Here is a 13,880-nt window from a genome sequence, read left to right on the forward strand (position 1 = left end):
GAGGGGAAGTACGGGTCCACCGCGCTGACTACGATCGAACACGCCTGTGTTCATGGGGAGTTCGGTCGACCGGCGGAGGGCGGGGTGGACGGCGTGAACCACCGCTTCCGGGCGGTCGCATCCGCATACGCCGCGTCCGCGTACGGCAACTACCTGAACCTGATCGCGCTGAGCCTCTTCTCCTACGAGGTCACCGGCACGGCGTTCGGTGTCGGCGCCGTCGCGGCGTTACGGCTGGTGTCCGGCTTCGCGGCGGGCCTCCTCGCCGGGGCGCTGTCGAGGCGTGCCGGCCGCCGGGCGGTGATGATCGGCGCCGATGCCGCCCAGGGCGTGGCCATGGGCGTCATGGCGCTGTGCGCCGAGGACACGCCGCTGTGGCTGCTCGGGGCAGCGGTGGTGGTGCTGGGGGCGGGGAACACGTTCTTCACCGTCTCCCTGCGCAGCGCCGTTCCGGTCATGGTCGGCGAGGAGGCCCGCACCCGGGCCAACGGGATGCTGGTGACGGGGCGGTCCCTGGGCACGGTGCTCGGATTCGCCTCGGCGGCCCCGGTGATCGGATCCGGCGGCTACGCCCTCGCGTTCACGCTCAACGGCGTCAGCTTCGCGGTGTCCGCCGCCGTGCTGCTGGCGCTGCGACCGCACACGGACCGTGCGGACCCGCCCGCGGAGCCCGCCGGGGGGAAGGCGGGGCCCCCGCCCGCCGGGGGCGGCGGCGGACGCCTGAAGGGCGTCGTGGCGGGTCTGCCCCTCCTCCTGCTCGGCATGATCCTGCTGAGGGGGATCGACGCCCTGGCGTCCTCCTCCCACAACGTGGCGCTCCCCGTGGTGGCGCACGCCACCCGTCCGGCCGAGCCGGCGGTGGTCATGACCCAGTTCTGGACCGCCTGGGCGGCGGGCACCGTCCTCGCCCACCTGGCGCTGAAACGCGGGCGAAGCGAAAGGGCCTGGGGAGAACGCTCGTTCGTCCTCGGCACCTGCGCGATGTCCCTGTCGTTCGTGGCGGCCTTCCTCGGGCTGCCCGCGCTCGCGTGGGTGGCGGCGGCCGCGGCGGCCGGGTTCGCGGACGGCTGGACCGAGATCGTCTACACCTCGCGACTGCAGGCGGTGCCCGACCGGGAGCGCGGGCGGCTGTTCGGCCTGTCCGCCGTGGCGGAGCAGTCCGGGTTCGCGCTGGGCATGGTGGCCGCCGCGGCGGCCCTGGAGACCTGGTCCGCCCTCGCCGTCGTGGCCGTCTTCCACGGCGCGGCGGTGTGCGCGGCGCTGGTTCTGCTGCTGTGCACGGTCAGGAGGCGTGGTGCGACCGGTTCGCGGCCTTCCACGGCCGGAGAAGAGGACGAGGGAGAGGACTCGCATGGAACGCGTACAGGGGCAGGCGGTCTGCCGGGGTCCCGAGCCGGTTCGCACGGACGGTGATCCGCGCGACGCGGTGCAGGCGCTGCTGCGGGCCGCGCGGTCCGGTTCCGGCGGGGCCGTGGTGACGGTCGCCGCCGACGGCACGACGACCTCGCGGTCGTACCCCGAACTGCTGGACGCGGCACGCCGGTTGCTCACCGGACTGCGGGAGCGGGGGGTCCGCCCCGAAGACGCGGTGGTGCTGTGCGGGCTGCCGCTGGAGGAGTTCTTCCCCGCCTTCTGGGCGTGCGTGCTGGGCGGCGCCCGGCCCGTCGCCGTCGCCGAGTCCCCGCTGCCGGGCTCCCCGGCCCTCGAACGCCTGGTGCACGTCTCCCGGCTGCTGGACCGGCCGCTGGTGCTGAGCGACGCGGCCGGCGCGGCGGCGCTCGGCGAAGCCGCCCCCGGCCTGCGCGTGGGCCTCGCGCGGGACCACCTGGACGCGCCGCCCGCGGACGGTTTCGCCGCGCCGGACGCGTCGGCCACCGCCCTGCTGATGCTGTCCTCCGGCAGCACCGGCGTGCCCAAGGCGGCGCGGCTGACGCACGCCGGCCTGGCGGACTTCGCGGCGAGCACCCGCCGGATCCTGGACGTGGGTCCGGACGACACCATGGTGAACTGGCTGCCGGTCGACCACAGCGGCGCCTTCCTGCTGTACCACCTGCTCGCCGTCTTCACCGGCTGCACGAACGTCCACGCACCGACCGACCTGGTCCTGTCCGACCCCCTGCGCTGGCTCGACCTCCTCCACGAGCACCGGGCGCGGCACGGCTGGGCGCCGACCTTCGCCTACCAGCTCGTCGCGGACGCGCTCGCCGGGCGGCGGGAGGAGGGACGGTGGGACCTGAGCGGCCTCAAGTCCCTGGTGTGCGGAGGAGAGCGGATCGCGCTTCCGGTGCTGCGCCGCTTCCTCGACGCGACGGCGCGGTACGGCGTCCGGGAGGGGCACGTCGTCCCCGCGTGGGGCATGGCCGAGACGGTCACGGCGGTCACCTACGGCAGACTGGACCGGCCCGGCACCGTGCACCGCCTGCTCAAGAGCAGCCTCGGCGGCGAGCTGGTGCGGGCCGGCGAGCCGACCCCGGAGGAGGACAGCGTCACCTTCGTCGCCTCCGGCTCCCCGGCGCACGGCGTGACCCTGCGGATCGTCGACGACGGCGGCGACCTGATGCCGCCCGGGCGGATCGGCCGCCTGCAGGTCCGCTCGCCCGCACGCCTGACCCCCGGCTACGTGGACGACCCGGAGGCGGACGCCACGGCCTTCCCCGCCGGACCGGACTGGCTGGACACCGGTGACCTGGCCTTCCTCGACGGGGGACAGGTCGTCATCACCGGCCGGCGCAAGGACCTGATCATCCTCAACGGGCACAACCTGTACTGCCACGAGGTCGAGGAGGCGGCCACCGCCGTCGACGGCGTCCGGCCGGGCGAGGTGGCCGCCTGCGGCATCCCCTCCCCGGACCGGGGGACCGAGGAACTGGCCGTCTTCTTCGTCAGCCGCGGCGCCGCGGAGGACGCGCGCATCGCGCACGAGGTGAGGGCGGCGCTCTTCACCCGGCTCAGGCTCACCGCCGCCCACGTCCTGCCCGTTCCGGCGGAGGAGTTCCCGAGGACGCCCGCGGGGAAGGTGCGCCGCGCGGAGCTCCGGGACCGCCTCACCGGGGGCGGCCCCGACACGGCCGGCGGGCCCGCCCCGGCCGCACGGCCGCACCCGGACGCGGTGACGGCGGCGGTCCGGGAGGAACTCGCGGCCGTCCTGGGGCGCGCGGCCGACGCCGACGTGCCGTTCTACGAGCTCGGGCTGACCTCCGTGCTCCTGGTCCGCCTGCGGACCCGGCTGGAGGAACGGCTCGGGACACCGGTCGCCCACACCGCGTTCTTCGAGCACCCCACGGCCCGCTCCCTCGCCGCGCACCTGTCCGGCGCGTCCGGGGCGCGGGAGGAGCCGAAACCCGCACCCGCCGCGGGACCGGGGCCCGCCGCGCCGGACACCGCGCCGCCGGGTGCTTCCGCCCCGGACGCCTGCGTGCCGGGCGCCTGCGTGCCGGGCACGCCCGCGCCGGATGTCCCGGTGCCGGACGTGCCCGCGCCGGATGCCCCGGTGGCGAGCGCCCCCGCGCCGGATGCCGGCGACCGGCGTGTCGCGGTCGTCGGGCTGTCGCTCCGCTTCCCGGGCGCGGACACCCCCGAACGGTTCTGGGCCAACCTGCGCGGCGGGGTGGACAGCGTCCGGGTGTTCGGCGAGGAGGAGCTCGCGGCCGCGGGCCTCACCCCGGAGCAGCGGGCCGCCCCCGACCTGGTGCCGGCCGCCGGAATCCTCGACGGCGTCGAGGAGTTCGACGCGGACTTCTTCGGCATGAGCCCCAGGGAGGCCGAACTCACCCACCCGGCGCACCGCCTGTTCCTGGAGGTCTGCCACGAGGCCCTGGAGCAGGGCGGTTACGCGGCGGCCGGACCGGACACCGCCATCGGCGTGTTCGCCGGATCCGGCATGCACCTGTACGACCACCAGCAGCCGCCCGCGGACGGCGCGCCGCGGGAGCCGCACGACCGGACGGACCCCGCCGTCGGCATGCAGGCGACCGTCGGACAGCAGCCCGACTTCCTCGCCACCCGCGTCGCCTACCGCCTCGGGCTCACCGGACCGGCCATCGGCGTGCAGACCGCCTGCTCCACCTCGCTGGTCGCTGTGCACCTCGCGGTCCAGGCGCTGCTCGGCGGCGAGGCGGACCTGGCGCTCGCGGGGGCCGCCGCCGTGCACCTGCCGCAGGAGACCGGCTACCGCAGCCGGCCGGGCTCGATCCTGTCACCCACCGGTCGCTGCCGCGCCTTCGACGCCGACGCCGACGGCACCGTCGGCGGCAACGGCGTGGCCGCGGTCCTGCTCAAGCGGCTCGACCGGGCGCTGGCCGACGGCGACACGGTCCACGCGGTGATCCTGGGCTCCGCGGTCAACAACGACGGAGCGGGCAAGGTCGGCTTCACCGCCCCGGGCGTCGCGGGACAGGTCCAGGTGGTACGCCAGGCGCTGCGCCGGGCCGGGGTGCCGCCGGAGACGATCTCGTACGTGGAGGCGCACGGCACCGGCACCCGGCTCGGTGATCCGGTGGAACTCGAGGCGCTCGGCAGGGCGCTCGGCGAGGGAACCCGGCGCACCGGCTTCTGCACGGTCGGCTCGGTGAAGCCGAACATCGGGCACACCGACTCCTGCGCCGGGATGGCCGGCCTCGTCAAGACGGTGCTCATGCTGCGTCACCGCACCCTGGTGCCGACACCGCACCTGACCCGGCCCAACCCCGGGATCCGCCTGGACGGCGGCCCGTTGCGGCTGGCCACCGAGCTGCGGCCGTGGACGGTGCCGGACGGCGTGCCGCGCCGCGCCGGGGTCAGCGCGCTCGGCGTCGGCGGCACCAACGCCCACGTCGTGCTGGAGGAGGCCCCGCCCACGGAGGCGACGGCCCCCGGCGGACCCGGACTGCCCGTCCTCGTACCGCTGTCGGCCCGCGACGCCTCCGCGCTGGGCCGGCTCGCCGGCCTGGTGCGGGACCGGCTGCGGCAGCGGCCGGACCTCCGGGCCCGCGACGTGGCCGCCACCCTGGCGCTCGGCAGACCGCACCGCCCCGCCCGGACCGCGGTCGTGGGCGCCACGGCCGAGGAGCTCGCCCGGAGCCTGGAGACGCAGCGGCCCTCGGAGGACGTGGGATCCGGGCCACCGCTCGGGCCGGTCGCCTTCGCCTTCTCCGGGCAGGGCAGCGCCCGGCGCGGCATGGCGAGCGGACTGTACGCCGCGTTCCCGGCCGCCCGGCGGACGCTGGAGAGATGTGCGCAGATCCACGCCGAGGAGTTCGGCGGGGGCCTGCTGCCGCTGCTGCTGGAGGAGCCGGGCGCGGGGAGCGAGGTCTGGTCCACCGGAACCGCCCAGGCGGCCCTGTTCACCCACCAGGCGGCGCTGGCCGACGTGTGGCGCGCCCTCGGGATCCGCCCCGCCCTGGTGCTCGGACACAGCGTGGGCGAGTACGCGGCGCTGTACGCGGCCGGCGCCCTGACGCTGGAGGACGGGCTGCGGCTCACCGCGTGGCGCGGGCGCCTGATGCACACCGCGTGTCCTCCCGGCGGCATGCTCGCGGTCGGCGCCGACGCCCGGACCGCGCAGCGCGTCGCGCGGGCCACCGGTACCGCGGTGGCCGCGGTCAACGGCCCGCGCGCCCACGTGCTCGCCGGTCCGCCGCAGGCCGTGGACGAGGCGGCGCGCCTGTGCGACCAGGAGGGGCTGCGGTCGCGGAGGCTCTCCGTCGACCGGGCGTTCCACACCGCCGCGATCGAGCCGGCGCTCGGCGAGTTCCGGCGGCACGCCGAGAAGGTGGCGTACCGCCCGCTGGACACCGCGCTGGTCACCACGGCCGACGGCGAGGTCCGCGCCGCGGGACGGACGGTCGACGCGGACCACCTCCTCCGTCACGCGCTGCGGCCGGTCCGCTTCGACCTGGCCATGGCCGCGGCCGTGGAGCAGGGCTGCGCGGACTTCGTGGAGATCGGGGCCGGGGACACCCTCACCGGACTCGGCCGGCACTGCGTGCCCGGGAGCCGCTGGCTGCGGGGGCAGGGGGAGGACGGCGGCGCGGCGGACCAGGTGCGGGGGCTGCTCGCCGCCCTCGGCTCGCTGTACGGCAGGGGCGCCGACCTGGACTGGCACGCGCTCACCCGCGGCGGGGGCCGGGTCCCGCTGCCCGGACACCCGCTCGGGCGGCGCCGGGTGGCGTACCCGGCGACGCGCGCGTCCCACGTCCACCGGGCGCCCGAACCGCCCGGGAACCGGCCCACCGCTTCCGAGGAGCCCACCATGACCGGCGAACTCCTGCTCTCCGTACGGCGGCTGACGGCCGACAGGCTCGGCAGGGAGGTGGCCGAGGTCACGCCCGACAGTTCCTTCTTCGAGCTGGGCGCGGACTCGCTGGTGCTGATGAGCATGACGACGGAACTGGAACAGCGGCACGGGGTGCGCGTCCCGGTCCGGGAACTGTTCGACTCCGCCGACACCCCGCGCAGGCTTGCCGAGCGCCTGGCGCGGGAGACGGGGGCGGAAGCGGAAGCGGGGACGGGCGCCCGGCAGACGGATGCCGGGATGGCGGAGGCCCCGACCGCCGGCGCCATGGTGGCGGAGGCCCCGACGGCCGGCGCCATGGTGGCGGACGCCCCGACCGCCGGTGCCGGGGCCACGGCCGAGGACGCGCAGGCGCGGGAGGCGGCCGTGCCCGTGGCGCCCCCGGAACCCGGAGCCACCCCGGAACTGCACGCCCTGCTGGGACAGCAACTGCGGGTCGCCGGGCAGCTCGTCGACCAGGTCGGCGGTCTGCTCTCCCGCCAGCTCGACCTGCTCGCGTCCACCCCCGCGCCGCCGTCGCCGACGGCCGCGGCGCCGGCCACCCGCCGCGAACCGGCCGCGGCGCCGGTCCCCACGGCCCCCCTCACGGCGCCCCCGGTCCACGCCCCGGTGACACCCCCGGCCCCGGCCCCGGTCCCGGCCTCCGCGCCGCCCACGGCCCGGCCGGAGGCCCAGACCCGGGCCGAGCCCCAAGGCCGGGCCCCGGCGCCGCTGCCGGTGCCGGTTCCCGCCCCGCGCCCCGCACCCCTGCCGGCGTCTCCCGCGGGCTGCGACTTCAGCCTCTACTTCTTCGGCGACTACCCCGACAGCGCCACCCACGACAAGTACGCGCTGATCATGGAGGCGTCCGAGTTCGCCGACCGGCAGGGTTTCCACGCCCTGTGGTTCCCCGAGCGCCACTTCAACTCCTTCGGCGCGCTCTTCCCCAACCCGTCCGTGCTCGCCGCCGCGCTCGCGGCGCGCACCCGCCGGATCCGGCTGCACGCGGGCTCCGTCGTGCTGCCGCTGCACCATCCGGTCCGCGTCGCCGAGGAATGGTCGGTCGTCGACAACATCTCCGCCGGCCGGGTCGGCCTGTGCTTCGCCAGCGGGTGGCACGCCACCGACTTCGCGCTCGCCCCGCAGAACTTCGGCCGGCACCGGGAGGTGATGTACGAGCAGCTGGCCACCGTGCGGCGGCTCTGGTCCGGGCAGCCGGTGACGATGACGGCGGGCGACGGCGAACCCGTCGGCATCCGGCTGCACCCGAGCCCGGTGCAGCGGGAGATCCCCCTGTCCGTGGCGGTGGTGGGCAACCCGGACAGCTACCGCCGGGCAGCCGCCGAGGACCTGGGGGTGGTCACCAACCTGATGTCGCAGACCGTCGAGCAACTGGCGGAGAACATCGCGCTGTACCGGCGCACCCGTGCCGAGCACGGACTCGACCCGGCCGCGGGACGCGTCGTGGTGCTGGTGCACACCTACCTCGAGGAGGACGCGGAACGCGCGCGGGCCGAGGCGTACCGGCCGTTCGTCTCCTACCTGCGTTCCTCGCTCTCCCTCTTCAACCAGGTGACCAACAGCCTCGGCTTCGAGGTGGACCTGGAGAACACCCCCGAGAGCGACGTGGAGTTCCTGCTCGGACGCGCCTACGAGCGCTACTGCGCCTCGCGCGCCCTCATCGGCGACGAGCGGACGGCCGCCGGGACCGTGCGCCGTCTCGTGGAGGCCGGAGCGGACGAGATCGCCTGCTTCGTGGACTTCGGCGTGCCCAAGGACAAGGTCCTGGCCTCCCTGCCGGTGCTCGACCGCGTCCGGCGCGGCGGGCGGAGCGGGCGGGCCGGCGGGCGGACGGCACCCGGGGCGCCGGAGCGGATGCCGCTCACGCCCGCGCAGCGCCGCATCTGGTTCCTGGAGCAGTTGCACCCGGGCACCGCCATGTACCACGAACCCAAGGCCGTCCGCCTGGACGGCCCGCTCGACGTGCCCGCGCTGCGGTGGGCGCTGCGGCGCGTGGAGGAACGGCACCCGGCGCTGCGCACGGTGTTCGGGGACCGGGGCGGGGTGCCGTACCAGGAGGTGCGGGACAGCGCCGGACTCGACTGCCCGGTCGAGGACCACGGCGGGGCGACGGAGGAGGAGGCCCTGCGGGCCGCGCTGGAGACCGCCGGCCGCCGGAGCCTCGACCTGACCTCCGGACCGCTGCTCACGGCCCGGCTGCTGCGCCTGTCGGAGGACCGGCACCTGCTGTTCCTGCTCGCGCACCACATCGTTTTCGACTCCTCCTCCACCGCCGTCCTGGTCCGCGACCTGGCCGCGTTCTACCGCGCGCGCACCCGGGGGAACGGCGACCCCGGGCTGCCGGCCCTCCCGGAACCGCCCCCGGCGGCGCGGCCCGACGCCGCCGGGCTCGCCGCCTCGCTCGACTTCTGGCGGCACACGCTCCGGGACGCCCCGGACCTGTCCCTGCCCACCGACCGGCCCCGCCCGCCGGTCCGGTCCGGCGCGGGCGCGAGCCTCACCCACGCCCTGGACGCCGGCCTCGTCGACGGGCTCCGCGCCTACGCCGCCGGACACCGCGCGACCCTCTTCATGGCCCTGACCAGTGCCATCGGCGCGGTGCTCGGGCGGTTCGGCGGACAGCACGACCTGGTGATCGGCACCGCCGTGGCCGCCCGCCCGGCCGGCGCCGAGGACCACGTCGGCGTCTTCCTCGACACCGTGCCGCTGCGCCTGGACCTCGCCGGGGACCCGGACTTCCCGACGCTGCTGGGCCGGGTACGGGACGGCAGCACGGCGGCCTACGAACACCGCGGCGTCCCCTTCGACGAACTCGTCGGCGCGCTGAACCCGCCCCGCGACCCGGGGCGCAACCCGCTGTTCCAGGTGATGGTGGAGTACGAGAACGAGGGCAGGGCCGACTTCGACCCGCCCCGGCTGACGGCGACCCTGCTCGACGTGCCGAGCGCCCGCGCCCCGTTCGACCTGAGCGTCTACCTGACCCGCCACGCGGACGGCGTGCGCCTCATGGTCGAGTACGACACCGCCCTCTTCGACGGAGCCACCGTGCGCCGCTTCGTGGAGTACGTCGAGCAGGTGCTGCGCCGCGCCCTCGACGACCCCGGCGCGCGCCTCACCGACCTGACCGCCGTCACCGGCGCCGACCGCGCCGCGCTGGCCCGGCTGGGGCGCCTGCACGAACCGCCGCCCCCCGCCGGGGACACCCTGCACGGCATGGTCGAGGCACAGGCGCGGCGGACGCCCGACGCCGTCGCGCTCGTCGACGGCGAGCAGCGGGTGTCGTACGCCGAGCTGGACGCGCGGGCGAACCGCCTGGCGCGGCTGCTGCGCGCCCGGGGCGCGGTGCGCGGACAGCGCGTGGCGGTGCTGCTGCCCCGCGGCCCCCACCTGATCACGGCACTGCTGGCCGTGCTCAAGACGGGCGCCGCCTACCTGCCCCTGGACCCGTCCGTTCCCACGCCACGGCTGGCCGCGCTCCTCGAGGACGGCGCGCCCGTGCTGCTGCTGGCCCGCGACACCACCCTCGCGCCGCACCCGGGGCTCGCGGACCTGCTCCCGGTGCACCGGGTCGACGAGGCCGGCACGGCCGACGCGGACGAGGCCGGCCGCGAGCTCCCGGACGGCCCCCCGGAGGACGGGGCCCGGCCCGACGACCCGGCCTACTGCATCTACACCTCGGGCTCCACGGGCCGTCCCAAGGGCGTCGTCGTACCCCACCGCGGCCCGGCGAACCTGGTCCGGGGACACCTCGAGCGGCATCCCGCGCTGCGCACCCTGCAGTGGACCTCACCCGTGTTCGACGTCAGCGTGCAGGAGATCTTCACCACGCTGGCGGCCGGGGCCCCGCTCGTCCTGATCGACGACGCCGTGCGGCACGACCCCGCGGCCGTGGCCGAAGCGGTGCGCCGTCACGAGGTGCAGCGGATGTTCATGCCCTGCACCCCGCTCACGTACCTGATCGGGACGCGGCCCCGGCTCCCGTCCCTGCGCGAGCTGTTCTCGGCGGGTGAGCCGCTCCGGCTGACCGGCTCCTTCCGCCGCTTCCTCGCCGCGCACCCGGACTGCGCGCTCCACAACCAGTACGGGCCCACGGAGACCTCCGTCATCGTCACCTCGCACGCGGTGGACCCGGACGCGGAGGAGTGGCCGCCCATCGGCACGCCGGTGCCGGGGGCGTCCGTCAGGCTGCTGGACGACGCGGGGCGGGAGACACCCGTCGGGGCCGTCGGCGAGATCCACGTGGGCGGCGTTCCCGTGGCGCACGGCTACCACGCGCGGCCGCAGGAGACCGCGGCCGCGTTCCTCGACGACGGCGCGGGCGGGACGCTGTACCGCACCGGGGACCTCGGACGCTGGCGCGCGGACGGCACCCTCCAGTACTGCGGCCGGACCGACGACCAGGTCAAGATCCGTGGCCATCGGGTCGACCCCGGCGAGGTCCGGGCGGCGCTGACCGCCCTCCCCGGCGTGCGCGACGCGGCCGTCGTCGCCCGCCGGGACCGGCACGGCGACGCGGAACTCACCGCCTACGTGGTGCCCGTGTCCGCGGCCGAGGCTCCGCGGTCGCCCGTGCGGGACGGCGTCCGCGGGCTGCGCGCGGCGCTCGCCGCGGTGCTCCCGGACCACCTGGTCCCGCGCCGCTGGGCGCTGCTGGAACGGCTCCCGGTGAACGCCTCCGGGAAGCTGGACCGCGCGGCCCTGCCGCACCTCACGCCCGACACCACGGAGGCGGAGGCGGAGGCGCGGGCGGACACCGGGCCCGCCACCCCCCTGGAGAAGACGCTGCACGAGGTGTGGTGCGAGGAACTCGGCGTGCCCCACGTGCCGGTGACCGCCTCCTTCTTCCACCTCGGCGGCCATTCCCTGAGCGCGATCCGCCTGCTGAACCGCATGGCGGAGCACGCGGACGTCGACCTGACCATGGCCGACTTCTTCCGCGACCCCACCGTTCGCGGCGTCGCGGCGCGCGCCGAACGGCCGGCGCCTGCGGAGCGGGTGGTGGACACCGCCCCCATGCCCGCCACCCTGCGCCGGCTGTGGCGGCGTCACCACGAGCGCGCCGACGCGAGCGTCTACAACGTCGCCCACCGCATCGACCTGCACGGCGACCTCGACCCCGGGACGCTGCGGCGGGCCCTGGAGGACCTGGTGGCGCGCCACCAGGCGCTGCGCAGCCGGGCGGCGCGGCGTGAGGACGGGCAGTACGTCGTCGAGGTGCTGTCCGAGGTGCCCGTGCGCCTGCCGGTCACCGACCTCGGCCCACCGGCGGGCGCACCGGCCGGGGACGGCGAGGAGGCCGTCGAGCGGTGGTGCCGGGAGCAGGCGTCCGGCGCGTTCGCCATGGACCGCGCACCGCTGTTCCGCTTCCGCCTGGCGCGCCTCGGCGCGGACCGCTGGGTGCTGGTCACCGTGTTCCACCACGCGGTCTGCGACGGCTGGTCCATGGGAATCATCTGGCGCGACCTGGGGGAGTTCTACAACGCGCGGCGGTCCGGCACCACGCCGCGACTGCCCGGACCGGCCGCCCGGTTCACCGACTTCGCGCGGTCGGAGCACGAGCTGGACGGCGAACGCAGGGCGGAGGCCGAACGGTTCTGGCGCGCCGAACTGGAGGGTGCGGTCCTCCGCCCCGCCCTGCCCCACGACCGGCCGCGTCCGGAGACCCTGTCCGGCCGGGGAGCCGTGCGCACCTGGGTCGTCGGCGGTGACACGTCCCGCGCCGTCACGGACACCGCGGCGCGTCTCGGCACGACGCCCTACTCCGTCCTGGCCGCCGCGTTCGCCGCCTGGCTGGCCGGAGTGTGCGGCGAGCGCGGCGACATGGTGCTCGCCGCGTCCAGTGCGAACCGCACGCGGCGCGAACGGGCGGACGTCGTCGGGCTGCTGGGGGACGCCGTCCCGCTGCGCGCCCGGCTCGGCGAGGCGCGCACCTTCGCCGACCTGGCGCGGCAGCTGGGCACGACGCTCTTCTCCGCGCTGGACCACCAGGACCTGCCGCTGACGGAGATCGTGGAACTGGCCGCGCCCGGCACCGGGGACGCGCTGTTCCCCACGGTGCTCTTCACCGTGGTGACCACGCCGCCGCCCGCCCTCGACCTGACGGCGGTGTCCGCCTCGGTCCGCGACCTGCCCACGGAGTCGGTGGCGCGCAACGAGCTCTACGTCGTCCTGGTACCGGCGGACGACGGCATCACGGTCACCTTCGAGTACTCCACGGACCTGTTCGACCCCGCGACGGTCGAGGAGTGGGCGCGGACCTTCACCGCGTACCTGCGCGCGGCGGCCCGGACGCCGGAGCGCGCGCTGGACACGGGCATCCGGCCCGAGGACTGAGCCCGTGGGGGTTCCCGCCGCGCCCCTCCGGGGGCGCGGCGGGACCGCGGTCACCCGCGGGGGACGGTCACGACCGGGCAGCGGGCCCGGTGCAGGAGTCCGCGCACCACGGGGCCCACGCGCGTCCCGGTGCAACCGCCGCGGCCCCGGCGTCCGACGACCACCGCCGGCGCGTGCTCGGCGGCCTCCGCCAGCGCCTCGACCGGCGGGCCCGCGGTGACCTCGTGGGTCAGGGGCACCTCGGGGTACCGCTCCGCCCACGCGAGGGTGGCGTCGGTGAGCCGTTGGCGCCCGGACCGGAACAGCGGTGCGCGGCCGGGGCGCCCGGCGAGGACGGGCGGCCGCCCGACGGCCACGGTCCGCAGCTCACAGCCCCGCAGCCGCGCCTCCTCGAAGGCGAAGGCCAGCGCGGCCCACGACGACTCGCTTCCGTCCACCTCGACGACCAGGTGGGACGGGGCCCGCGTCGCGTGTCCCGCGTCGCCCACGACGGCGACCGGACACCGCGCCTGCGCGGTCACGGGGACGACGGGGGAGCCCGTGCCCAGGAGCCCCTCGGTCCGGCTCGGCCGGCGGGAGCCGAGCACGACCATCGCCGCCCCCTCGGACAGGCGCGTCATGACCTGCGCCGGGTTGCCCCCGAGGAGCACGGTGGTCACCGGGACCCCGGGACGGCGTTCGTGCGCCCAGGCGGCCGCGGCGGCCAGCGCGTTCCCGCCCGCGAGGGTCTGCGCCTGCAGGCGGGGGGTGTCGTCGACGTGCTGGGTGTCCCGCGGCGGAGGCACGGAGACCGCCAGCCGCAGGGCCGAGCGGCGTCGCTCGGCCTGGTCGGCCGCCCAGGCCACGGGGAGGCGCCAGTCCCCGGCCGGGTCGATCCCGACGACGATCTCCGGTCGTTCCGTCGTACCAGGCATGGTCGTACCGGTCATGGTCGTACCGGTCATGATCCTTCTCCCGATGGGGTGCCGGGGCACTCGACCGGGCACGGGCCCGGGCGTGCCGCTGGGCATGACGGCGCCGTCATGCGGACTCCTCAAGGGTTTCACGAACGGGCGGCGGCGCAACCGGACCCCGGCCGCGCGCCGCCTTCGCCCGCGACCGGCCGCGGGGCCGGGCCGTACCCCCTGCTGGACCTCGTCGCGAGCCTGCCGGTCACCACCGTGATCGCCCTGCACGACCTCGACCTCGCCGCGAGGTACCGCGACCGCCTGCTCGTGCCGCGCGACGGCCGCGCGGTCGCCGGGGGCACCCCGGCCGAGGTCCTGACCCCCGCCCT

Annotated in this window: 3 protein-coding genes and 1 pseudogene; 3 read left to right on the forward strand and 1 reads right to left on the reverse strand. The window is 76.6% G+C overall.

Annotation, left to right across the window (positions count from 1 at the left end; translation table 11 throughout):
* The first annotated feature begins 93 nt into the window (after positions 1 to 93).
* The gene (locus tag A2U95_RS04475; RefSeq protein WP_166020923.1) at positions 94 to 1,413 is read left to right on the forward strand and encodes an MFS transporter; all 1,320 of its coding nucleotides are present in this window, start codon (positions 94 to 96) and stop codon (positions 1,411 to 1,413) included.
* Positions 1,352 to 12,604, forward strand: a complete 11,253-nt coding sequence (locus A2U95_RS04480) for a non-ribosomal peptide synthetase/type I polyketide synthase (RefSeq protein WP_166020924.1) — start codon at positions 1,352 to 1,354, stop codon at positions 12,602 to 12,604. The genes A2U95_RS04475 and A2U95_RS04480 overlap by 62 nt, the downstream gene beginning before the upstream one ends.
* Before the next feature lie 50 nt (positions 12,605 to 12,654).
* Here the strand turns inward: A2U95_RS04480 and A2U95_RS04485 are convergent, their stop codons facing one another.
* The gene (locus A2U95_RS04485; protein ID WP_240957197.1) at positions 12,655 to 13,548 is read right to left on the reverse strand and encodes a universal stress protein; all 894 of its coding nucleotides are present in this window, start codon (positions 13,546 to 13,548) and stop codon (positions 12,655 to 12,657) included.
* A 180-nt stretch (positions 13,549 to 13,728) separates the two neighbouring features.
* On the opposite strand from A2U95_RS04485, the pseudogene A2U95_RS33720 reads away from it, so the two are divergent.
* Positions 13,729 to 13,880, forward strand: a pseudogene (locus A2U95_RS33720) (ABC transporter ATP-binding protein); the annotation flags it as partial.

This window comes from Streptomyces chilikensis (assembly GCF_001642695.1).
Classification (GTDB): Bacteria; Actinomycetota; Actinomycetes; order Streptomycetales; family Streptomycetaceae; genus Streptomyces; species Streptomyces chilikensis.

Excerpts from the sequence above, each read along its gene's own strand:
- A2U95_RS04480 (WP_166020924.1), top strand. The coding sequence starts at position 1,352 with ATGGAACGCGTACAGGGGCAGGCGGTCTGCCGGGGTCCCGAGCCGGTT.
- A2U95_RS04485 (WP_240957197.1), bottom strand. The coding sequence starts at position 13,548 with ATGACCGGTACGACCATGACCGGTACGACCATGCCTGGTACGACGGAA.